The following is a 22,445-nucleotide window of genomic DNA, read 5'->3' as shown; positions in this document are numbered from 1 at the left end:
TTCATTCAACGAGGTCAAGCACATGACTGCCAATTCCCGCAGAAAAGCCCTTAAGAACAAGTTCGCGTCGCGCGAGATTGTCGTGGCGCCCGGCATCTTCGACATGATTTCCGTGCGGGTCGCGGATACCATGGGCTTCGATTGCCTGTACATGACCGGCTTCGGCACGGTAGCGTCTTACCTTGGCGAGCCGGATGCGGGACTCGCGACCTACACTGACATGGTCAATCGCGTCGCCGCGTTTTGCGGCGCGGCGAAGACGCCGCTTGTCTGCGACGCCGATACCGGGTACGGCGGTCTGCTCAATGTCGCGCACACGGTGCGTGGCTACGAACGCGCGGGCGCGGCGGGCATCCAGATCGAGGATCAGGAGTTTCCGAAGAAGTGCGGCCACACGCCGGGCCGACGGGTCATCGCGATGGAAGACATGGTGAAGAAGATCAAGGTCGCCACCGAGGCTCGCGAGGACGCCGACTTTCAGATCATCGCGCGAACCGATGCACGCACATCGCTCGGTCTCGATGAAGCGTTGCGTCGCGGCGAGGCGTATGCGAAAGCGGGCGCGGATGTGGTGTTCATCGAATCGCCGGAAAGCGTGGAAGAACTGGAAAAGATCGGCAAGTCGTTCGATGTGCCGTTGCTGGTCAATGTGGTCGAAGGCGGGCGCACGCCGCAGTTGCCGCCCGCCGAACTGCAGCGGCTCGGCTTTGCGCTGGCGATCTATCCGTCGGCTGGGTTCTTGAGCGTGGCGCGTGCACTCGAAAAAGCATACGGCGAAATCAAGGCGATGAAAGGCACCGCGGCTCTTGAAAGCGAGCAGATGCCGTTCAAGGACATGTGCGAACTGATGGGCTTTCCGGCGGTATGGGAGTTTGATCGGGCACATGCAGAGTGACACCGACGTTTTTACAATAAAGGGCGGGCGTCAAGCTTCGACGTCCTTGACCGCCGCAAAGCGCTGCGCCTGCAACAGCACTGCTTCGGCGTTGGCTGCATAGGGCGCGTCAATCATGATGCCATCCACGACGATCGCGCCCCGTCCCATGACGGCGGCTTCGCGCCACGCTTTCAGCACCTTGCGCGAGAACGCGACCTCGCTTCCACTTGGCTGGAAGGCCTCATTTGCGGCCGCGATCTGAACAGGATGAATGCAACTCTTGCCTTGAAAGCCGAGCGCTTTCGCGCGCCGGGCTTCTTCCAGGAAACCCTTTTCGTCGCCGATATCCGGAAACGCGCCGTCATAGGCCGCGACGCCTGCTTCCGCTGCGGCAAACCTGACGGCGAGCTGCACGTGTTCCAAAGCAACCGCATGCCTGCGCCCGATGCCGAGTGGCTCGAAGAGATCGCCATAGCCAATCTGCAAGCCCATGACGCGTGGGCTCGCCAGCGCGATGTCGGCCGCGAAGCGCAGTCCGCGCGGCGATTCGATATTCGCCAGGATGCGCAGCGGCCGACGATGATCGCGCCGCTTTTCCAGCGCGTCGATCAGTCCGGCAAGCGCCGATATATCCGCAGCCGACTCGGCTTTCGGCAAATTGACAATGTCGAAATCCAGCCCGACGAGCGCCTCCAGATCGGCTTCGAAGTAGGGCGAGCGCAACTGATTGACCCGGACGACGATCGATTTTGCACCGGTGCGAACGTTCCTGCCGAGAAATCGGACGACATCCAGGCGGGCGCTTGCTTTCGAAGCCTCGGGGACGGCGTCCTCGAGGTCGATCGAGATCGCGTCGGCATTGCTTGCGAAGGATTTTTCGAATAACGCCGGACGCGAACCCGGCACAAAGAGCTTGCTTCTCATCGGGGGAATGGTCACGCTGGCGATCCGGTTGTTCAGGGAATGGCACGTGCGAGCCGGCCACTTCAGTCGACCATGCGTCCCGCATTGCCTTCGAGCAGCAGGCGGTTATGGTGCGACGGCATTTCACCAAACGGCTTGCGATATTGTGACCAGAGCCGCAGATCCTCGGCCTTGTGAAACACCTGCGAGTCGGGCATTGCGGGCCATGACGACGCCGTCAGCCACAGGCGCATCAGATGCCGCCGGTCCTCGAGCGCTTTCGCGTCCTGATAGTCCGTGCGCCCATGCACCAGCACGCGGTTATTGAGGAACTGGATGTCGCCGTCGCGGAAACCCATGTCAAGGTAGAACTCGGGAGATGCTGCGATCTTGCGCACCTGATACAGCGCCCCAGATTCGAGTTCCGAGTAGGGACGCTGGCCGCTTTTCTCCGCAAGACGCGCGTAGCCTGTCGGCAGATAGCAGATCGTCCTGACACCTTCGCCGGTGAAGAAAGGCACCTTGAACTCGCTGAAAGTGCGCGTTGCGCGGCGGCCGTCTTCATCGGTACGCTTGAGGAACAAGCCTTCGCGCAGCACGTCGAGCAGGTCCGGACGATGTTCCAGCAAGTGGTTATGAACCGCGAGGGCGCTCGAGATGCGGCTCTCGCCGCCCGACAACGCGGTACGCAGGCACATCAGGCCGATGATGTCGCATGAGTCCGTATGCATCAACTGCCCGCCGCCCTTGCGATAACCCCGTGATTTGGGTTCGAGGTCGCTGACGTCCATGACATGCCCGAGCAGGTCGCCAAGATATGACTGCGTGACCGGGCGGCTGATATAGGAGCCCAAGCCGACGTAGATCTGCGCCATGTCGTCGTCAGAATACTTCTCGCGGGGCAAACCGCGCAGCATCAGGAAGCCGCGACCCTGGCTCAGGAACGCGGGCAGATCGCGCATCAGGCGGCCCACTTGATCGAGCGGGAATGTCTCCGGCGTGATATCCGGAAAGTCGACATTGCCCAACGATTTCAGGAGATTCAATGCGTGGTCGATCTCGGCCAGTTCGACGGCATCGAGCAGATGCAGCCCTTCTTTCGTCCAGTCGAGATCGGGGCCTTTCCAGGCTGCGGGTGAATCGATCGCCGTACCGACAGCATTCATTTCAGAGTCTCCTGTGTTCAAGTTCAGTCGTGCTGTTTGTCGGGACAGTCCCCGCTTGCTCGCGACTGCTTTCCACGATCACGCCCGCGTCGACCAGTTGCCGGTACGCGGCGACGCCGAGCAATGGGGATATGATTTCGTCGCTGTGCTCGCCCTTGAGCGGTGCGGGATAACGGAAGCCGCCAGGCGTGCCGGACAGTCTCGGGACGACGTTGTGCATGGGCATTTCGCCGAGTTCGTGATCGTCCACTTCCACGATGCTTTCACGCTCGCAGACGTAGCGGTCGGCGAGCAGATCGGAAGCATCGAAGACAGGTCCGACGGTGACATCGGCGGCGTCGAAGAGTGCGAGATTCTCGCTTAACGTACGTGCGCCGATAAAGCCCGCCACCATGTCGTCGATTTCATCCACGTTCGCGAGGCGCGCGGTATTCGTCGCGTACCGGACATCCGAATTCAGTTCCGGCCGGCCAATCGTGGCGAAGAGCCGCTCGGCCATGGATTGCGTCGATGTCGACACGCAGAGCCATTTGCCATCGGACGTCTGGTACGTGTTGCGCGGGGCGGTCGTCCCCGAACGGCTGCCGCTGCGCGGCTTGATGCGGCCGTTCAGCTTGTAGTTGGCGACCTGCGGCCCGAGGATGGACAGCGTCGGTTCGAACAGCGAGATGTCGAGCACCTGGCCACGGCCTTCGTTCACGCGCGTGTGCCAGAGCGCCATCATCACCGCGTTCGCGCCGTAGATGCCCGTGGTCATGTCGCCAAGAAACATGGGCGGCAGAACCGGCTCGCGATCGGCAAAGCCGTTCATGGCGGCGAAGCCGGTGTAACCCTCCACCAGCGTCCCGAAGCCCGGTTTGTTGCGATACAGGCCCGTCTGGCCCCATCCTGAGATCCTCGCGATCACGAGGCGCGGATTGCGTTCATGCAGTTGCGCAGGCGCCAGTCCCATCTCTTCGAGCGTGCCGGGACGGAAGCTTTCCACCAGCACATCGGCCTGGTCGATCAGACGCGCGATCAGCGCGATCGCTTCCTTGCGCCGGAAATCCACGCACACACTTTTCTTATTGCGCGCGTAGGTCTTCCAGAAAACCTCATAGCCGTCGGTCTTGAACGCGCGCAGCGTGTCTCCCGCGATGGGTTCGACCTTGATCACCTCTGCGCCGAAATCGGCCAGCTGCAACGTGAGCATGTTGCCCGCCACGAGACGCGACAGATCGACGACCTTCAAGCCCCGCAGAGGACCATTTTCACCGTGCGCGAATCCTTTCTTGTGCAGCTTCGACATGAGATTCCCGACCATTGTCTGTTGAGACGTCAACCTCAGGTTACACAGAAATAGACATGATGTCTATTGTATTAGCGAAGGAGCTCCGGCGCGAGAAAGGTGCGAACTTGCGCCGGGATACGAATTGCTTTAATTTGAGGCCGCGCGCGGGGCAGAAGCGCCGGCCCCGCATCACTTTCCCCTGATCGAAACCTGGCAAGACCAACATGGCAAATCCAACGGACACGGGCGTCGCGGCAGTGAACCGGGCACTCAGTATCCTGAAAGCGTTCGAGGACAGCGTCGACGGCATGACCCTCGCTGAAATCACCGCTGCAACCGGTCTCTATCACAGCACGATCCTGCGGCTTTGCGAGTCGCTGGAAAACTTCGGCTATCTCAAGCGTCTGGCTGATGGCCGCTACATGCTCGGGCCGACTTTGTTTCATCTCGGCATGATTTATCAGAGCTCGTTCCGGTTGCAGGACTATGCATTGCCGGTACTGCGCGAACTCGTCAAGCAAACGGGTGAAACGGCTGCCGTCTACATCAGGGAAGACGATGTGCGGCTTTGTCTTTACCGGCTCGAATGGCAGAGGTCGGTGCGCATGCATGTGCGGGAGGGCGAACGCCTGACGCTGGAAAAGGGCGCCGCCGGCAAGATCCTGCTGGCGTTCGCGGGTGACCGCGGTGCAACGTTCAAGAAGGTCCGCGAGGCTGGCTATGCCGTGTCGCTCGGCGAACGCGATGCGGAGAGCGCGGCAATCGCCGTGCCGGTATTCGGCGCCGGGCAGAAACTGGTGTGCGCCATATCGCTGGGAATTCCTCGTTATCGTTTCGACAAGAAGGAGTTCAAGCTCCACTTGCCGTTCGTCATGAAGGCAGGCGCAGACCTGACCACAGCACTGGGCGGCGATGCGGCTCCGTTCGAGCCGCCGTTCGCACCCAGCGATGTCCTGCGCTAGGCCCGTGCATTGACGAGCGGCGCCTGTCTGCGCGATACCTGGGACTGGAGGAACACGAAGCAGACTGCCCCAATCAGCAGCGCGCTGATCATGAAGACGAAGCCGCCGTTATATGAACCGCTTGCCTTGACGATGCCGCCAACGACCAGCGGCGCGGTGAGTCCGCCGATCTGGCCGCCCGTGTTGATGAATCCGGCATAGCCCCCGCGCGCGCCTTCGGGCGCGAGATGCGCGACCAGCGCCGCATACGGCGAGAGACTTCCGTACAGCAGGAAGGCGGCCGCCGACAGGCCTGCAATGCACAGGGCCGGGTCATCGGCGGTGAAGGTGAAGTAGAGCGCGATGGCGGTGCCGGTATAACCTGCCGCGAGCATGACCGGCCGCTTGCGATGCAGCGCACCGCTGCCCAGCGTACCGAACACGATCAATCCGAGAAAGCCGAAGAGATAGGGAATCGATGCTGCGAAGCCGAGCGCCTTCAGATCGATATGCCGTTGCACCGACAGATAACTCGGCACCCAGCCGAGAAATCCCCAATAGCCGATGCTGAACGTCATGTAGCCGAAGAACAGCAGCCACGTACTCTTCAGACGAATAAACGTCTTCCAGTGCGCGCGGCGTTCCGCGCGATCGACCGCCGATGATTTGGCACCCGCGACCTGAGGCGGAATCAACAGGAAGATAAGCAGCGACACGACCACGCCCGGGATCGCGAAGAAAAAGAACACGTGTTGCCATGGACCGCGAACCAGCAGCCAGACCACGACCGGCGCGACCACCGCCGGGCCGATCGCCAGCGCGCTCAGCCAGACACTGTGGGCGCGGGCGGCGTCTTTTGAACTGAAGTTATCGGCTACCAGCTTATAGACCGCCGCATTGCAAGATCCCTCCGACAACCCGAAGCAAAAGCGCACCATGACCATTGCCGCCACCGATGAAACGAGACCAGTCAAGCCCGTGAACAACGAGAAGAGCAGGGGCGCCACCACCAGCAAAGCCTTCGTGCCGAAGCGATCGGACAGCATGCCCCCGGGGAGCTGCATCAGCGCATAACCCAGCGCGAAAGCCGCGAAGATCACGCCGAGTTGCGCGGCGTCGAGGTGGAGGGCTTTCATCATCGAGGGCGCGGCCACCGAGATGCTGACCCGGTCGAGGTAATTCACGAACTGCAGCAGCCACGTCAGCATCAGCAGCTTGTACCTTAGGCTCATGTCTTCTCCATGTAATTGGTCTGGCCCTGACGTTTTTGCTGCCTGACCGCCCACGGCTTTGATTCGACCGGTCCGCTTCGTTGCCGTCAAGCGTATCGCTTTAAAAAACAGACACACTGTCTATTTCTGAGTTTATGGGACCTGGTCGCGCACCGCAAGCAAGTTCGACGCAGGGATTACCCGTGATCGCCGACGCCGCCAGTCGATAGCAGAATGGCGGTGCTGGCCAGTCTGCCCGCGCCAATCGAGGGATGACGGATGAACAATTTCGCGAATCAGGCCCACCGTGATAGCCCAAAGACACTGTTCGACAAGGTCGGGGACGCCCACGCGATCACCGCGTTGGAAAGTGGATCGACGCTGCTGCATGTAAACCGGTTGCTGTTGCATGACTTGTCGTGGAATAACGCATTGACCGCATTGGAGGAGCGTGGATTGTCCGTTCGCCATCCTGAGCTTTCGCTCGCTACGCCCGATCATGCGGTATCCAGCGCACCCGGGCGGACTGGCGCAACCTATCCGGGCGGTGCGAAACTGTGGGCCAGCCTGAAGGCGCGTTCAGGCACCCAGGGCATTCGTTTCTTCGACACCGGCGAGATCGGCCACGGTATCGTTCATGTGATGGGACCGGAACTCGGCATCGTGTTGCCGGGCAGCACGCTGGTGTGTGGCGACAGTCATACCTGCACGAATGGCGGTCTTGGCGCGCTCGCGTTCTGCGTCGGCGCATCGGAGCTGGTCCATGCGCTGGCAACGCAAACGCTCTGGCGACAGAGGCCGAAGACGCTGCGCGTCACTTTCGATGGGGCCCTGCAAGCGGGCGTGAGCGCCAAGGATCTCGTGTTGTTCCTGATTGGCCAACTCGGTGCGAAAGCGGGTACCGGATACGCAGCGGAATTTGCCGGTTCAACCGTGCGCGGACTCGACGTAGAAGCGCGTCTCACGCTGTGCAACCTATCCATTGAACTAGGCTCGAAGGTCGGCATGATCGCGCCCGATGACACCGTGTACGCGTATCTCGACGGCCGTGACAGGGTTCCCCGCGGCGCCCAGTTCGATCTTGCAGTCGATCACTGGCGCACCTTGCGATCCGACGCTGACGCGCGTTTCGACCTCGAAGTGCAGATCGATGCCGCGTCAATCAAGCCGATGATCACGTGGGGAACGAGTCCCGAGCATGTGATTCCTGTCGATGAAGTCATTCCCGATCTTGCGTTCGCGCGCGACGAGAAGCAACGCCGCGCGTGGCGCGACGCGCTCGACTACATGGGCCTGCAACCGGGACAGCGACTGGCGGGAACACCGGTGGACTGGGTGTTCATCGGCTCGTGCACCAACTCGCGCTTGTCCGATCTCAGAAGCGCTGCCGCGGTGGTCCGCGGGCAGAAGGTCGCGGCGGGCGTCCACGCGTGGGTCGTACCGGGCTCCGAGGGCGGTCAAGCGCGATGCCGAGGCGGAGGGACTCGATCGGGTCTTTCGGGCTGCGGGCTTCGAGTGGCGTGAACCCGGGTGCAGTATGTGCGTCGCGGCAAACGGCGAAGTCGTGACCGCGGGGGCGCGTTCAGTGTCGACGATGAAGCGAAACTTCATCGGCCGCCAGGGACCGGGCGCACGCACGCATCTGGCGAGTCCGCAAAGCGCCGCGGCTGCCGCGATCAGCGGCGTCATCACGGATGCAAGGACGCTCAACCATGGATAAAGTCACGATCATCACCGGCGTCGCGGCGCCGCTGATGAAGTCCAATATCGATACAGATACCATAGTAAGAATCGATTGCCTGACACAACAGGCGCGCTCCAAACTGGGGCGCTTTGCGTTCGAGGCATTGCGCTATCGGCAGGATGGCAGAGAGGATTCATCGTGTTGTGCTGAACCAGCCCGCTTTCCGCAATGCTCCGATCCTGCTCGCAGCGGAGAACTTCGGCTGCGGGTCATCGCGCGAGGGCGCGGTGTGGGCGCTGCTCGCGTCGGGTCTGCGCTGCGTGATCGCAGAGAGCTTCGGCGATATCTTCTACAACAACTGCTTCCAGAACGGCCTGTTGCCGATCCGGCTTGTTGATGTCGACATCCGTTACTTGCCGGTCTGTCGGAATCGGGCCACGTCGTGACCGTCGACCTGACGGTGCAGACCGTGCGATCAGGAACGGTAGCACTGATCTTTGAAATCGAGCCGAATCGGCGCGAAGCAATGCTTGAAGGACTGGACGAGATTTCCCGGACGTTAAGGCAGGCGGAGGAAATCACCCAATGGCAGGCGCGAGATCGCCGTAATCGGCCCTGGATCTGGGGAGGGTGAAGTGATTCTTGCAGTGAGGGGTACATCAGATTGGCGAGGTTGGCCCGTTCGATCATCACGAAAGCCGCGTGCATAACAGGTATGCGAGCGCCGACCATGACAAGTCTTTACGCTTGTATCCGTGACGAAGAAAACCCGGAGACAAGCACGCAATGGAAGAACTCAGACTACTCAGCACGACCCCCATACTCGGCTATGGCTTTCCGCAAGCTGCCTTTGAAGCCGGTCTTGCCCGCAACCCGCATCTGATCGGCGCGGACGGCGGAAGCTCGGATCCCGGGCCCTATTATCTCGCGTCGGGTGAGTCGTTCTGCTCGCGCATGGCAACCAAGCGCGACTTCAAGCTCATGCTCGCGGCCGCCATCCCCCGCGGTATTCCCGTCGTGATCAGCACATGCGGCGGTGCGGGTGGCGACCCCCATCTGCAGATGATGGTTGACCTGACCCGTGAAATTGCCAGTGAAGAAAACCTCTCGTTCAAGCTCGCCATCATCCATTCGGAGTTGTCGAAAGACACCCTCATCGAGTACGTCAACGCCGGCAAGGTGCGGCCGATGTACGGTCTGCCTGCGATGACACCCGAACTGATCGAGTCGGCCGTTCGCGTCGTCGGTGCGATGGGGCCGGAGCCGTACATCGCCGCCCTCGATGCCGGTGCGCAGGTCATCCTGTCGGGCCGCAGTACCGATCCGGCGCCCTGGGCCGCGATGGCCATCCGCGCAGGCTTCTCGCCGGCGCTCGGCTGGTACGCGGGAAAGATGCTGGAATGCGGCTCCGAGCCGGCACTGCCGAAACGCGAAGGGTGTCTGTTGGCGACGATACGCGAGGACTCTGTCGAACTCGAACCGATGCATCCGGATCAGCGATGCACGCCCAATTCCGTGGCCTACTTCGCGTTGCACGAGAACAGCAGTCCGATTCATCACCATGAGCCGGGCGGCATGCTGGATACATCGGAATGCAGTTTCGATGCCGTCAGCGATCGGGCGGTGCGCATCAGCGGCATGCAATGGCGTCCCGCGCCCTATACGATCAAGCTCGAAGGCGTGGAGGCGCGGGGGTATCGCGTCATCACGCTGTGCGCGACGCGCGACCCCGTGTTGCAGGCGCAACTGGATCGATACCTGACGCGCTCCCGGGAGATCATCGACGAAAAGGCGAGCGCCTTCGGCGCCCCTGCGGATAGCTATGAGCTGAATTTCCGCGTGTACGGACAAAACGGCGTGATGGGCGAGCGAGAACCGTTAGCCCGCGATCAGCGCCACCCGCACGAAACGGCGATTGTGGTGGAGGTGGTGGCGGCCGAACGCGAGACCGCCAAGGCAGTGCTTGCCATCGCCCGCACCACGGTGCTGCATTCCGAGTTTCCCGGACGGCTTTGCAAGGAGGGCAACATGGCAATCCCGTTCTCGCCGTCCGACCTGGACCTGGGACAGGTGTACCGGTTCTCCATTTGTCATTTGCTGGAACCCGACCATGCGCTGTCGCTGTTCCCCATCCAGTACGAAGAGATCGGAGTCCATCATGCCCACCATTAAGGAGTTTGCCAGCGTCTGCCGTAGCAAGAACGCGGGACCATTCATGCTCACGCTCGATATTGTGTTCGCGACCGACCGGATCTTTGATCAGGTTGCAGCCACTGCCGTGTTGAATGCCGAACTGTTCGCGCGTCTCTATGGTGTGCGTGCCGACCAGGTGCAATTTACGCCGTATCGCGCCGCGAGAGCATTCAAGGCGACGTTGCCCCGCCTCATATCGTCGGGTGACATCGGTGACACCGATGTGTATGGATCGCAGCAACATGCCCCATTGCTCGATATCAATATCGATATCGATGTCCCTGTCAAACCGGAAAACTCCAAATGAGCCAAGCACCCCTCCAATCGCGGTCTGCTGGCGTACCGGCAGCACGGACATCGGCACCGGTACCGGCATCAATCGTGTCGCCCGCGCCGGCACAAGATGCAAAACCATCGGCGGATCTCCCCGCATCATTCAAGCAGGCCATGCGCCATCTTGCCGGAGGCGTGGCGCTCGTATCTACCACGTATGAAGGCGAGCGCCACGGCCTGACCGTTACCGCGGTTTCATCGCTGACGATGGACCCTCCCGCGCTGCTGGTCTCCGTCAATCGCAATGCCTCCGCGTTCGCTGCGCTCATCGCAAGCGGCCGCTTTTGCGTCAGTTTGCTTACCCATGCGCAAGTGGATCTGGCCGGTGCGTTCGCGAGAAAGCCCGATGGCGAAGCGCGGTTTGCGAATGGCACATGGCGTGTGGGCGCATCCGGCCTTCCCGTGCTGGAAGATTGCGTCGTGTCCATTGCCTGCCGCATGCACGATATGGTCGAGTACGGCACGCACGCCATCTTGATTGGTGCGGTCGAACATCTCGAGATCGCGGCCGAGCCAGTGCCGCCACTCTTGTACCTGAACGGACAGTTCGGCAGCTTCGGTCCGTTTTCCGCATAAGCTGGAGTGTCGCCCGATGTTCGATTCTCAATACGAAAGCCGCAACTTCCCGCAGATACGACCCGAGTGGCTGGCCCAGGTGAATGAGGCCGTCGTCGAACCCGAGTTGCGCATCATCGATCCGCATCATCATCTGTGGGATGTAGCAGGCGCGTACTATCGTGCGCCCCAACTGGTCGCCGATGCACGTGGCGGGCATCACGTGGTAGCTACGGTGTTCGTGGAATGCAAGACGCATTTCGATACCGACCTCCCGGCCGGATTCGCAAGCGTGGGCGAGACGCGCTTCGCTGCGGAGCAGGCTCGCGAAGCGGCCGAAATGAGCGGCAATACCGGTCTCGTGAAAGGCTTTGTTGCTTACGGCGATCCGCTCGCGGCGAACGTCGAGGCAGTACTCGAGGCGCATCTCGATGCTGCACAGGGGCGGATGCGCGGCGTCCGCGTGCGAGCTGCCTGGCACGCGCATCCGGCGTTCGCCGCGCCCGCCGACGGTCCAACGGAACAGACGATCAGTTCACCGGAACTCGACAGGTATTGCTCGGTGCTCGAGGACATGGGCCTCACCCTCGACCTGTGGGTGTACCACACCCAACTCGATGAAGCCGCTGCGCTCGCGCGGCGTCATCCGGGCCTGACCATTGTGCTGAACCATTGCGGCGGGCTGCTCGGCATCGGTCCGTTTGCAGGGATGCAGGCGGACGTGCGTGAAGTGTGGGCTGCGTCGCTCGCGCGGGTGGCCGCCAATCGCAACGTTGTGGTCAAGATCGGCGGCCTGGCGATGCCGCGAACCGGCATGTCGTTCGCCGCTGCTGAAAAGCCGGCAAGCAGCATCGAAATGGTTGAACGCTGGTCGCCCTACGTGCGCACGTGTATCAGCCTGTTCGGCGCGGAGCGCAGCATGTTCGAGAGCAATTTCCCGGTAGACAAAGGGAGCTGCAACTACGTCGCCCTGTGGAACGCGTTCAAGCTATTGAGTTCCGAATATCCGGCCGCGCAACGACGCGCGCTGCTTGGCGGAACGGCGAACGACGTCTACACGCTGAAGGTTCTGGGCCCCTATGCAGGTTCGGATCGCCTTGCAGCGCAGTAGCAGCCAGACCGGTCATGAAATGACTCGCAAGCGCCGCCAAAGGCGCGTAGGCAACAAGAGGAGACAATGAAAAATCGCCGCATCTTCATCCACGTTTTCCTGTTCTCGCTGACCAGCATCAACTACATCGACCGGGTGGCGCTTTCGGTGGCTGCGCAGCCGATTGCGCGTGAATTTGGTATCAGCCCGATCCAGCTTGGATTCTTGTTGTCGTCCTTTATCTGGACCTACTTTGCAAGCCTCGTGATATGGGGACTCGCACTCGACCGCTGGGGGACGCGCTACGTCAACGCGGCCGGCATGGCGATATTTTCCCTGGCAACGGTTGCGACAGGTTTCGCCTGGAGCTTCGGGACGATCCTCGTGACACGACTCGTCATGGGCGCAGGAGAGGCGTCCTCGTATCCTTCGGGCGCCAAGGTCATTCGTGAATGGATGCCGGCGAAAGAGCGCGGCATGGCGGCCGCCATACTCAATAGCGGATCGTATGCCGGACCCGCCGTGGGCGCGATCGTCGTGGCTTGGGCGGTGCAGCAGTTCGGCTGGCGTACCGGCTTCGTACTGGTGGGCGCGACGGGTTCGATCTGGCTTTTCTGCTGGCTGAAGTGGTTCAGGAAGCCTGAACTCGCTACCTTCATCGGCGATGAAGAGCGGGCATTGATTCTGCGCGAGCGCAACGGCGGCCTTGTCGAAGATGCATCCCGCTCGCCTCTGTCGATCTCCGACCTGCTCAAGTCGCCCAGTGTCTGGGGCCTGTTGGTTACACAAGGATTCGGCTCCTATGCGCAGTTTCTCTTCCTGACCTGGCTGCCCAGTTATCTCCAGACCGAGCGGCACTTGAACCTGGTGAACAGCGGTTATCTGACGGCGTTGCCGTATGCGCTGTCCGTGATTCTGGCATTGCTGATCGGTGTTCTGAGCGACCGTCTGCTGACCACCGAGTCGTGCCGGAAGGGCGGACGCCGGACGATGGTTGCAGCCTGCATGTTGCTGACAGGGTTCGTGCTCGTCACGCCCTTTGTCGATAACGTCTGGGTCATGGTCGCAGTCTTTACGCTGTCTCTCACGGGTGCCCAGGCGGCCATCGCAATGAATATCGCGTTGATCGGCGACCTGTTGCCGTCGTCGGCGGAAGTGGGGCGCGCGACGGGCCTGCTGATTACAGGCGGTGCGTCGTTCGCGATGCTCGCGCCCATTGCGACGGGTTACGTCGTCGCGATTACCCACAGCTTTGACAATGCTTTCTACATCGCTGGCGTGCTGGCCGTAGCGGGTGCACTCGTCAGCTTCACCATGACACGCGTGCCTGTAGGTGCGCAGCGCGATGTTGCGCATCAGCCTGTGTCGGTCGGCATTTGACCGCTGACCATCCGCCTTTGGTCGCCCAGCGCGGATCACACTCAACAAACGTGATGTGGGCCGCAATGTTCGATTCCCGCTCGTAGTGCACACGTGTTGCGTTGCGCACGAGACATAACCGTATTTCCAGGAGATCACCATGGCAGACAATCGAAACAAACAGATGACGCTGATCGGCTTCTTGCAGGCACAGAATTGTTCAGTGTATCCGGGTTCATGGCGCCACGAAGCTAACGCGCCGGACTTTACGACGCCGGAATATTATCAGCGCATCGCGCGCACGCTGGAGGAAGGCAAGTTCCACCTGGCCTTCTTCGACGATCGCCTGGCCATGCCGGACATCTACGGCAACGACCATGCGGAGACTGTCGAGCATGGCGTGCGAGCGATCAAGCTGGACCTGACGCCGATCATGACGGCGATGGGCATGGTGACGTCGAACCTCGGTCTCGGGGCGACGTACTCGACCACTTACTATGAGCCCTTTCACATCGCGCGAAATTTTGCCACGCTCGACCTGATGACGAAGGGCCGTGCCGCATGGAATGTCGTCACGTCGCTCAACGATTCGGAAGCCGCCAACTTCGGCGCGAGCGAGCATCTCGAACACGACCTGCGATACGACCGCGCGGACGAGTTTCTCGAAACGGTCATGGGTCACTGGGACACCTGGGAGGAGGGTGCGCTGATCATGGACAAGCAGACGGGCCGCTTCGCGGACGCGTCGAAGGTTCATCGCCTGGATCATGTCGGCAAGTTCTTCAAATCGCGCGGGCCGTTCACCGTGCCACGTTCGCAGCAGGGCCATCCGGTGCTGATCCAGGCTGGGCAGAGTGGACGTGGCCGCACATTCGCTTCACGCTGGGCAGACCTGATCTTCGTCGTCTATCCGAACCTCTCCATGGCTAAGAAGCAATATGCCGAGATGAAGCAGGCGTTGGCCGAGGCCGGTCGAAATCCGGACGAGGTCAAGATCTCCACCGCCTGCTACACGATCGTGGCGGAAACCGATGAGATCGCGCAGAAGCAACGCGAATATATCGACAGCCTGGCGAAGCCGATCGATTCTCTGGCATTGCTCTGCGAAGTGCTCAATACCGATTTCGCCAAGCGCGGCTACGACGATCCGTTCAGCGATGCCGAAATGGCTGCGATTTCCGGCTGGACCGGATTTCGCGATCGCGTGGTGACGTTGAGCGGCAAGAAGAACCCGTCGGTTCGCGACTTCGTCGATTTTTCGAATCGCGCGCGCATTCAGGAGTTTCCGGTGTTCTGCGGGTCGCCCAAGACTGTCGCGGATCAAATGGAGCAATGGTTCGTGGAAGGCGGCGTGGATGGTTTCGTCATCGCTCCGACGCACGTACCTGGCTCATACGACGACTTCGTGCGCATGGTTGTGCCGGAGTTGCAGCGGCGCGGCCTGTTTCGCAAGGAATATCAGGGCGCGACGCTGCGGGAAAATCTCGGCCTGCCGATTCCGAAGTCCGGTGACTGGCGCGATCAGGCGTTCCCGAAAACGACCGAGTTCAAGGTGGCGTGACCCACGAGTCACCTGAAGTAAATATGAGCAATACACATTCGGTTGTTCGAACAGGGAGGAGACACCCATGACGACCCATATTGGCGCGGCGGATGCACGAGGTTCCGATGCGGAAGACCAACTCTACAGGAAGGTGCTGTGGCGCATCGTGCCGATTCTGTTTTTCTGCCACACGATTTCGTTTCTGGACCGCGTGAACATCGGTTTTGCAAAACTTCAGATGCTGGGCGACCTGAAGATCAACGATTCAGCGTTCGCGATGGGCGCGAGTATGTTCTTCGTGGGTTACATCCTGTTCGAAATTCCGAGCAACCTGGTGCTACATAGAATGGGAGCTCGTCTCTGGATCGCCCGCATCATGCTTAGCTGGGGCGTGATTTCGGTCGGGACCATGTTCGTGGCCCAGCTCGCGCACCTGTTCGGCATCCGCAACGAGACCATGTTCTACATCATGCGTTTCCTGCTCGGATGCTGCGAAGCCGGCTTCTACCCGGGCATGCTGCTCTACATCAACTACTGGTTTCCTTCGACCCGGCAAACCAAGGTGACCTCGGGCTTGCTGCTGGCATTACCGCTCAGTCTCGTGTTCGGCAGCCCGCTATCTGGCTGGTTGATGCAGCAGTCGCAAGGTTTCCTGGGCTACGACGGTTGGCAATGGATGCTCGCGATTGAAGGTGCTCCCGCCATTGCGTTGGCGTTCTGGGTGTATTTTGGTCTCTCCGACAAGATCAGCCATGCATCCTGGCTCACGCCATCGGAAAAGCTGATTCTCGAGAACAATGTCGTCGCAGAGCGAATTGGGAAGTCCTACCATTTCGGCGCAGCCTTGCGCGATTACCGGGTGTGGATTGTCGCCGGCATCATCTTTACCTACGCAACCGGTTTCTATGGTCTGTCATTCTGGCTGCCCTCGATCATTCGGGAAGCGGGTGTGAAGAGCACGTTCCACATTGGCGTGCTTTCCGCCATTCCGTTCCTGGCTGCGGCGACCTCGATGCTATTCAATACCTGGCATTCGAGCAAGACCGGGGAGCGTCGTTGGCATGCAGCGATCCCGGCGTTCATCGGAGGATCAGGTCTGATCCTGAGCGCCGCCTTCGCCGGCAACCTGCCGCTGGCAATCTTCTTCCTGAGCCTCGCCGCGGCGGGCATTCTCGGACTGACGCCAGTAGTCTGGACCTATCCCGGCAGCCTGCTTTCCGGGACGGCGGCAGCAGCGGGTATCGCGATGATCAATTCTATCGGCAGCCTTTCCGGTGTCGCCGGGTCGATGGTGACGAACGTGATGAAGCAGCTCACAGGCAATATCAATAACGGCACTTATGCACTGGGATGCGTTCTTCTGTGCACCGGCGTGTTGGTCCTGTCGTTGCCGGCCGAGACGTTCAGGCGCGCGAAGCGCAAGGACAGCGTGGCGGAGGATGCGCCGCTAATCGTTAGCCCGCCACACGCCGTCGCGGACTAACGCCTCCGTCTCCTGACGCACGATGCGGTACAAAGCCTTCATCGCGGGCGTGGCTTCTTTTTTGGGGGAGAACGCGATGGACAACGTACCCGACAGGCCGGGATCCTTGATGGGTCTCGCGCGCAGCGTACCGAGCTCGATGCGTCGGTGTATGGCGGCGTAGGGCGCGATGCTGAAGCCTTGTCCCGCTTCGACCAAATCGAAGATTGCTGCCATCGCGTCGACTTCGATCGCAATGTTCAGCATCAAGGATTGCGTCGTAGCGGCGGTTTCGGCCAGCATACGCAGCCCGTGCGGCTTCGCGGGCAGGATCCAGGGCAACAAGACTGCTTCGGAAAAAGGGATGGGCTCGTTCGTCTGGGCGAGCGACGTTGTGTCGGGCGCCCCGATCAGCAGCATTTCGTCTGACAACAGGGGTTCGATGCTAACGGTGGTCAGGGCCGCAGCGTTGTAGAGCACGGCGATGTCGAGTTGCCCGGTGAGCAGCCACTCGAGCAGATAGCCGCTGACGCCTTCACGCAAAGTGAGGCGGACTTCGGGAAATTCAGCTCTGAAACGTTTTGTGAGGGGGACGAGGAGGAACTCGCCCAACATGGGCGGAATGCCCATCGTGACGGTGCCGCCCGGGATTGACCGGAGCGCCTGCATCTGACCCAGCAAGACGTCGGTGCGATCCAGTATCTCGTTGGCGGAACTCAGGAATATCTTTCCCGTGTCGGTCAGCAACACGCCGTGACCGTTCCGGTAGAGCAGGGGTACGCCCAGTTCCTGCTCGAGGCACTGGATATGCCGGGTCAGCATCGACTGACTGACGCCAAGCAAGGCCGCGGCCCGTGAAAGACTGCCTTCACGGACGACGACCCCGAGGTACCTCAACTGCTTCAGTTCCACTTAGGTGTCTCCCACCCACTGCCGCGACGATTGTCGTTCCGTGATTGTCGCTGAGTATATCAAGCCCCACTGGTTGCCAGGCTTGGCTCAGCGTGGGCCTGCCTTGCTTCTTTCAACAGCGAATTCCATGAGCCGTTCGTCGCGCCACTCACGACGCCGGCCGAGATCGGCGGCGCTCAGGTGCTGTCGACGATCCTGCTCGACGCGCCCGATCAGTTCGGTATCCCAAGGACCGTCGTCAACGCGCGAGCGGGCGATGGAGTGATAGAGCGGGCCAAGCCGGTTTGCATAGTCGGCCACACCGCCCGGCGCATTCAGATCGATCGTCTCGAATGGCCCCATAAATGACCAACGCCAGCCGAGGCCATCGCGCACGGTCTTGTCGATGTCTTCGCAAGTGGCGATGCCATCGCGCTGCAACGCCCACGCTTCGCGCAGCAGCGCCGCCTGCAGGCGGTTCAGGACGAAGCCCTCGATCTCCTTGCGCACATGGACCACGCTCTGGCCGATCGCTTGCATGAACGTATCGGCAAACTGGATGGTCTCTTGCGATGTCTGCGTGGACGGCACAAGCTCCACCACCGGTACGAGATAGGGCGGATTCACAGGATGGGCGATCAGCACCCGGGGAGAAATGCTCAGGTCGTTGGCGAACATGGACGCCTGGATACCCGAACTCGAACTACCGATGATGATGTTCGCATCCGAGACTGCATCGATATCCGTCATCAACTTCCGCTTGATTTCGACGCGTTCGAGGACCGATTCCTGCACGTAGGCCGCGCCTTCGATCGCCTCCTCGAGTGAATGCGCAATGACCAGCCGGGCCTTCACGTTCTCAGGCGGCTCCGCGATGAGGCCATGGCGGTAAAGCGCGGACAGTTGCTCCCCGGCCCAGGGGATGGCCTCGCTTGCGACGCGCGCGTTCGCGTCATACACGCGCACGCTGAGGCCGGCGCGAGCGAAGGCGATCGCCCAGCCGGCGCCTACCAGACCCGCGCCAACGACGGCGACGGGTTTGCTCATATCGATTTTCGATTGATTCATGTTGGCCACTGTTGAGATAGGGTTGATGGCGGCCGACTAGCGCTCGCCGCCGTTGCTGGCAAGTCAGGCAGCGGTCCAGCCACCGTCAAGCATCAGGGCGCTCCCGGTCATCAGTGTCGACGCATCGCTCGCGAGAAACACGACAGCGCCCATGACCTCTTCTACGCGTCCCACCCGGCCGAGCGCAATCCTGCTCGTCACCCATTCGCGAAACCCGGGCGCCTCGAACATGTCGGCGGTCAAGGCGGTTTCGATGAAAGTCGGGCAGAGCGTATTGACCCGGATCCCATGCGGCCCCAGTTCCCAGGCGAGTGCTTTGGTCATTCCTTCCAGCGCGTGCTTGGATGCGCAATACACCGTCCGTCCAGGGCTGCCGACATGCCCCATTTGCGAGGAGATATTGATGATCGAGCCGGGAATGCCGGCTCGCAGCATGCCCTTCGCGACGGCACGGCACAGATGGAAAGCCGCCTTGACGTTGAGATCGAACACGGCGTCGATGTCTTCGTCTGCCGTGTCCACCAGTGGCTTCGGACGATTGATTCCGGCGCTGTTCACCAGGATGTCGAACGGTCCGCCTTCGGCGATCGCATGGCTGACAGCGCGGGAATCCTTGACATCCAGCGCGATGTAATTGCTCTTGCCACCTTCAGCGTTGATCAGCTTCGACGCTTCTTCGAGATCGTCCATTGACCGGGCGACCAGCGTCACGACCGCGCCGGCCTGCGCCAGTGCGGCCGCGGCGGCCAGGCCGATGCCGCGGCCCGCCCCGATCACCAGTGCGGTCTTGCCGGTCAGCGAGAAACTCGGCGTTTTAGGAAGCATGCACGCTCCCGGCCGGGACCGCGCTGCCATAGGGCACCTCCTGGTTGCCGTAGCGCCGCACCCGGATATTAGCCTGCTCGCCGTGCGCGGTCATCCCTTCGATCGCGCAAAGGCGCGAACAATAGGCGCCGATCATCGCGCTGGCTTCATCGGTCAGCACCTTCTGGTAAGTACAGGTCTTGATGAATTTGCCGACCCAGAGGCCGCCGGTGTAGCGGGCCGCCTTGCCTGTCGGCAGCGTGTGGTTGGTTCCGATCACTTTGTCGCCGTACGCCACGTTAGTGCGTGAACCCAGGAACAGCGCGCCGTAGTTCTTCATGTTCTTCAGGAAGTAGTCCGGGTCCCGGGTCATCACCTGAACGTGTTCGGACGCTATGCGGTCCGCTTCGGCAACCATCTCGTCGACGGTGTCGACAACGATTACCTGGCCGAAGTCGCGCCAGGATACGCCGGCGGTATTCGCGGTCGGAAGGATCTTCAGAATGCGCTCGACTTCGGCGATGGTTTCGTTCGCCAGCCTGAAGGATGTCGTCAGAAGGATGGCGGGCGTGTTGAAGCCGTGTTCCGCTTGCCCCAGCAAATCGGTCGCGCACAATTCGGCGTCGACGCTGTCGTCGGCGATGATGAGCGTCTCCGACGGCCCTGCAATCAGGTCGATGCCGATGCGCCCGAACAGTTGACGCTTGGCTTCCGCGACGTACACGTTGCCCGGCCCGACGACCATGGCGACGGGATCGATGGTCTGGGTGCCCAGCGCCATGGCGCCGATGGCCTGGACGCCGCCGAATGTGTAGATCTCGTCCGCGCCGCCGAGATGCATCGCCGCAATCACCGCGGGATTCGGCCGGCCTTGCACGGGAGGCGACGCCGCAAGGATTCGGGAAACGCCCGCGACTTTCGCGGTGACGACACCCATGTGAGCCGACGCGACCAACGGAAATTTGCCACCCGGCACATAGCACGCGACGCTTTCCACCGGCATGTTCTTGTGGCCCAGGACCACGCCAGGCAGGCTTTCGATCTCGATGTCGTGGATCGCCGCGCGCTGCGCCTGCGCAAAATTGCGCACCTGCGCCTGGGCGAACTTGATGTCGTCCAGTTGTCCCGGCGACAACGCTGCAATGCAGGATGCAATTTCCTCGGGTGACAAGCGGAAGTTTTCTGGCGACCAGTCATCGAACTTCTTCGACAATTCCCTGACTGCGGCGTCGCCGCGCGCCGCCACATCGTCGAGGATTCCGACGACGGTCTGGCGGACTTTTACCGCGTCGTCGGAGGCGACATCAGCGCTGCGGCCGTGCTTGAGAATTTGAGCGGGCATGAGATTCCATATTGAAAGGGTCAAAGGGAGTTCGCCGCGTGGCGATAGAGAGCGACAGACGCCGCCACGCACCTGCAAAATGTAGCGCAAAAAGCTATGCAAACGTGGTGCAAATACTAGACACTTACCCTTTGAAGTTGCCGCTCGGCCTTAAAAAGCTGCATTTTTCGCACCGTCAAAGCCAGGGTGAGTTATGCAAATTAATGCAAAAGATGAACATCACGTCTCTACCCCCAAGGTCCGGCTGGAGGACATAGCCGCTCAGCTGGGGATATCGGTATCCACCGTGTCGCGTTCGCTCGCGGGTCATCCCGCGATCAGCCGCGAGACCCGGGACGCGGTGCAGGCCGCGGCTGCGGTGTTGGGGTATCGGTTTCCCGCGCGGGGTCGTAAAACGGGCAGGGCGGCGACCAGGCTGATCGGTGTCGTCGTCGGCGCGTTGCACAACCGCTTCATGACCCTGCTGCTCACGCACCTGCACGATGCGTTGCAGGCACACGGATACCAGATCACGCTGATGATCGATCCCATGACCGATTCGTCGAACCTTCTCGCATTCCGACCGTTGATCGACGGCTACCTGGATGGCTTGATCTTCGCCACGGCGACACTCGATTCGCCCATCGTGGCCGAGATGCAGCGACGCGGCGTGCCGCTCGTGCTCGTTGTTCGCGCGGTCGATGATGTGAAGGTCGACACGGTCGAGATCGACAATGTGCACGCCGGCGTAGTGGCCGTCGACCATCTATACCAATTGGGTCACAGGCGGATCGGTCTGGTGATGGGGCCACAAAATACTTCGACCAGCCGCGATCGTGTGCGGGGTGCGCTACGAGGGCTTGCAGAGCTCGGGCTCGGTCCGGAGTCGATATCGTTGGTCTGGGGTGATTACACAACAGAGTCAGGCTATTCGAGTGCGATCGCGATGCTTCGGGACTCCAATCCTGTGACGGCCATCATCGCAGGTAACGACACTATCGCTCTTGGCGTGCTGGAGGCCGCGAAACGAAGTAACGTCGACGTACCAGCCCAATTGTCGATCATCGGCTTTGACGACATGCCGCTTGCCGGTTCCCCGCTGGTAGGACTGACGTCGATCCGGCAGCCAGTTGAGGCCATGGCACGCACAGCGGCGCGGCGGCTTGTCGAACGTATTCGTACGGGAGGCGTCATGGCGCCGTGCCATGACGTCTTGCCGATTCAATTGATCCGTCGAGACAGCACCGGGCCATGGAAAGGCTAGTTATTGCCGTGCTTTCTGTATTCGAGAAGTGGTGTAGAGCTTAATTTATATCAATGCTTGGCATCCCAAGGTAATTTAAAAATGCAAGATCCTATCTGCCTTAAAATTGATAAAATGGACAAGTCAGCGTCGACGGCAAAGTGACCTGGACGGGAGGCGTCGGTGATGCCCGACGGGTACAGCGGCGGGGCTGTCGAGATCTCGCGTGCCCGCATTCTGGGCGATCCCCTCGCTATTCAATACCTCGCATCGAGGCGTCGGAGAGCCGTTCAATGAGGCGTCCCGGTAGGCTAGACGACGCCCGCGCTCGTATCGGAAAATAACGTGTGACGAGGAAACAACGCACGGTCGCTGCGAACCTGCGGCGCCCCGCGGCAGCACGAGTGGAGCGGGTGTATTGTTTGCCATTGTTTCTGCAGAACTCGACATTTACTCATAAGTCAGGAATTTTGCGGACACATGCTCTATGCTTGAGCGATAGCTCTTACGAGGACGCCCATGAAAAGAGAT

At 60.9% G+C, this 22,445-nt stretch carries 20 protein-coding genes and 1 pseudogene; 13 read left to right on the top strand and 8 right to left on the bottom strand.

The window, feature by feature from the left end:
- The first annotated feature begins 22 nt into the window (after window positions 1-22).
- Window positions 23-895, top strand: coding sequence for an isocitrate lyase/PEP mutase family protein (locus AWB68_RS25890; RefSeq protein ID WP_087647194.1), 873 nt, complete (start codon window positions 23-25; stop codon window positions 893-895).
- Window positions 896-925: 30 nt separating this feature from the next.
- Here the strand turns inward: AWB68_RS25890 and AWB68_RS25885 are convergent, their stop codons facing one another.
- From AWB68_RS25885 to AWB68_RS25875, 3 genes are read right to left on the bottom strand one after another with little or no spacing between them, the layout of a single operon-like run.
- On the bottom strand, window positions 926-1,816 hold the full coding sequence (locus AWB68_RS25885; RefSeq protein ID WP_327383269.1) for an HpcH/HpaI aldolase/citrate lyase family protein: 891 nt from the start codon (window positions 1,814-1,816) through the stop codon (window positions 926-928).
- A gap of 47 nt (window positions 1,817-1,863) precedes the next feature.
- Complete coding sequence (locus tag AWB68_RS25880) at window positions 1,864-2,946, bottom strand: TauD/TfdA family dioxygenase (protein ID WP_087647192.1); 1,083 nt, start codon at window positions 2,944-2,946, stop codon at window positions 1,864-1,866.
- A 1-nt stretch (window position 2,947) separates the two neighbouring features.
- On the bottom strand, window positions 2,948-4,234 hold the full coding sequence (locus AWB68_RS25875) for a CaiB/BaiF CoA transferase family protein (protein WP_235028500.1): 1,287 nt from the start codon (window positions 4,232-4,234) through the stop codon (window positions 2,948-2,950).
- A 206-nt stretch (window positions 4,235-4,440) separates the two neighbouring features.
- On the opposite strand from AWB68_RS25875, the gene AWB68_RS25870 reads away from it, so the two are divergent.
- A complete protein-coding gene (locus AWB68_RS25870; RefSeq protein ID WP_087647190.1) occupies window positions 4,441-5,178 on the top strand; it encodes an IclR family transcriptional regulator in 738 nt (245 codons plus the stop codon).
- Here AWB68_RS25870 and AWB68_RS25865 read toward each other — a convergent pair.
- Window positions 5,175-6,389 (bottom strand): MFS transporter, encoded by a 1,215-nt coding sequence (locus AWB68_RS25865; protein WP_087647189.1) that lies wholly within the window; start codon window positions 6,387-6,389, stop codon window positions 5,175-5,177. The two genes, AWB68_RS25870 and AWB68_RS25865, sit on opposite strands and share 4 nt — an antisense overlap.
- Before the next feature lie 258 nt (window positions 6,390-6,647).
- Here AWB68_RS25865 and leuC point away from each other — a divergent pair.
- The 10 genes and pseudogenes from leuC to AWB68_RS25820 all read left to right on the top strand — a co-directional run bounded on the left by leuC (window position 6,648) and on the right by AWB68_RS25820 (window position 16,608).
- Window positions 6,648-8,088: pseudogene (gene leuC / locus AWB68_RS25860) on the top strand (3-isopropylmalate dehydratase large subunit).
- A gap of 167 nt (window positions 8,089-8,255) precedes the next feature.
- On the top strand, window positions 8,256-8,498 hold the full coding sequence (locus AWB68_RS51130) for a 3-isopropylmalate dehydratase small subunit (RefSeq protein ID WP_327383267.1): 243 nt from the start codon (window positions 8,256-8,258) through the stop codon (window positions 8,496-8,498).
- Window positions 8,495-8,686 (top strand): 3-isopropylmalate dehydratase small subunit, encoded by a 192-nt coding sequence (locus AWB68_RS51125; RefSeq protein WP_327383265.1) that lies wholly within the window; start codon window positions 8,495-8,497, stop codon window positions 8,684-8,686. The genes AWB68_RS51130 and AWB68_RS51125 overlap by 4 nt, the downstream gene beginning before the upstream one ends.
- Before the next feature lie 152 nt (window positions 8,687-8,838).
- Window positions 8,839-10,224, top strand: coding sequence for an acyclic terpene utilization AtuA family protein (locus AWB68_RS25850; protein WP_087647188.1), 1,386 nt, complete (start codon window positions 8,839-8,841; stop codon window positions 10,222-10,224).
- Entirely contained in the window at window positions 10,211-10,552 is a 342-nt protein-coding gene (locus AWB68_RS25845) for a DUF4387 domain-containing protein (protein WP_087647187.1), read from the top strand. Before AWB68_RS25850 ends, AWB68_RS25845 begins: the two co-directional genes overlap by 14 nt.
- A gap of 140 nt (window positions 10,553-10,692) precedes the next feature.
- Window positions 10,693-11,154 carry a flavin reductase family protein gene (locus AWB68_RS25840; protein ID WP_160110065.1) on the top strand — a complete coding sequence of 154 codons (462 nt, stop codon included), beginning with the start codon at window positions 10,693-10,695 and terminating at the stop codon, window positions 11,152-11,154.
- Window positions 11,155-11,170: 16 nt separating this feature from the next.
- A complete protein-coding gene (locus tag AWB68_RS25835; RefSeq protein ID WP_087647185.1) occupies window positions 11,171-12,244 on the top strand; it encodes an amidohydrolase family protein in 1,074 nt (357 codons plus the stop codon).
- 66 nt (window positions 12,245-12,310) lie between these two features.
- The gene (locus AWB68_RS25830; RefSeq protein ID WP_087647184.1) at window positions 12,311-13,603 is read left to right on the top strand and encodes an MFS transporter; all 1,293 of its coding nucleotides are present in this window, start codon (window positions 12,311-12,313) and stop codon (window positions 13,601-13,603) included.
- Window positions 13,604-13,742: 139 nt separating this feature from the next.
- Entirely contained in the window at window positions 13,743-15,143 is a 1,401-nt protein-coding gene (locus AWB68_RS25825; RefSeq protein ID WP_087647183.1) for an LLM class flavin-dependent oxidoreductase, read from the top strand.
- Window positions 15,144-15,210: 67 nt separating this feature from the next.
- A complete protein-coding gene (locus tag AWB68_RS25820) occupies window positions 15,211-16,608 on the top strand; it encodes an MFS transporter (protein WP_087647182.1) in 1,398 nt (465 codons plus the stop codon).
- Here the strand turns inward: AWB68_RS25820 and AWB68_RS25815 are convergent.
- The 4 genes from AWB68_RS25815 to hisD form a co-directional block, all read right to left on the bottom strand.
- Window positions 16,573-17,499: a LysR family transcriptional regulator gene (locus tag AWB68_RS25815; RefSeq protein WP_087647181.1), complete on the bottom strand. Its 927-nt coding sequence runs from the start codon at window positions 17,497-17,499 to the stop codon at window positions 16,573-16,575. The genes AWB68_RS25820 and AWB68_RS25815 overlap by 36 nt on opposite strands.
- An 87-nt stretch (window positions 17,500-17,586) precedes the next feature.
- Window positions 17,587-18,525 carry a 3-hydroxyacyl-CoA dehydrogenase gene (locus tag AWB68_RS25810; RefSeq protein WP_235028499.1) on the bottom strand — a complete coding sequence of 313 codons (939 nt, stop codon included), beginning with the start codon at window positions 18,523-18,525 and terminating at the stop codon, window positions 17,587-17,589.
- Window positions 18,526-18,609: 84 nt separating this feature from the next.
- Window positions 18,610-19,371 (bottom strand): SDR family NAD(P)-dependent oxidoreductase, encoded by a 762-nt coding sequence (locus AWB68_RS25805; protein WP_087647180.1) that lies wholly within the window; start codon window positions 19,369-19,371, stop codon window positions 18,610-18,612.
- Window positions 19,361-20,692 (bottom strand): histidinol dehydrogenase, encoded by a 1,332-nt coding sequence (gene hisD / locus AWB68_RS25800; protein ID WP_087647179.1) that lies wholly within the window; start codon window positions 20,690-20,692, stop codon window positions 19,361-19,363. Before hisD ends, AWB68_RS25805 begins: the two co-directional genes overlap by 11 nt.
- A 193-nt stretch (window positions 20,693-20,885) precedes the next feature.
- Here hisD and AWB68_RS25795 point away from each other — a divergent pair, with 193 nt between their 5' ends.
- Window positions 20,886-21,935 (top strand): LacI family DNA-binding transcriptional regulator, encoded by a 1,050-nt coding sequence (locus AWB68_RS25795; RefSeq protein ID WP_087647178.1) that lies wholly within the window; start codon window positions 20,886-20,888, stop codon window positions 21,933-21,935.
- Window positions 21,936-22,445 lie beyond the last annotated feature (510 nt).

It is taken from the genome of Caballeronia choica, assembly GCF_001544535.1.
Taxonomy (GTDB): Bacteria; Pseudomonadota; Gammaproteobacteria; order Burkholderiales; family Burkholderiaceae; genus Caballeronia; species Caballeronia choica.
Note: the sequence above shows the minus strand (reverse complement) of the source record. Positions and strands in the feature narration are given on the sequence as shown.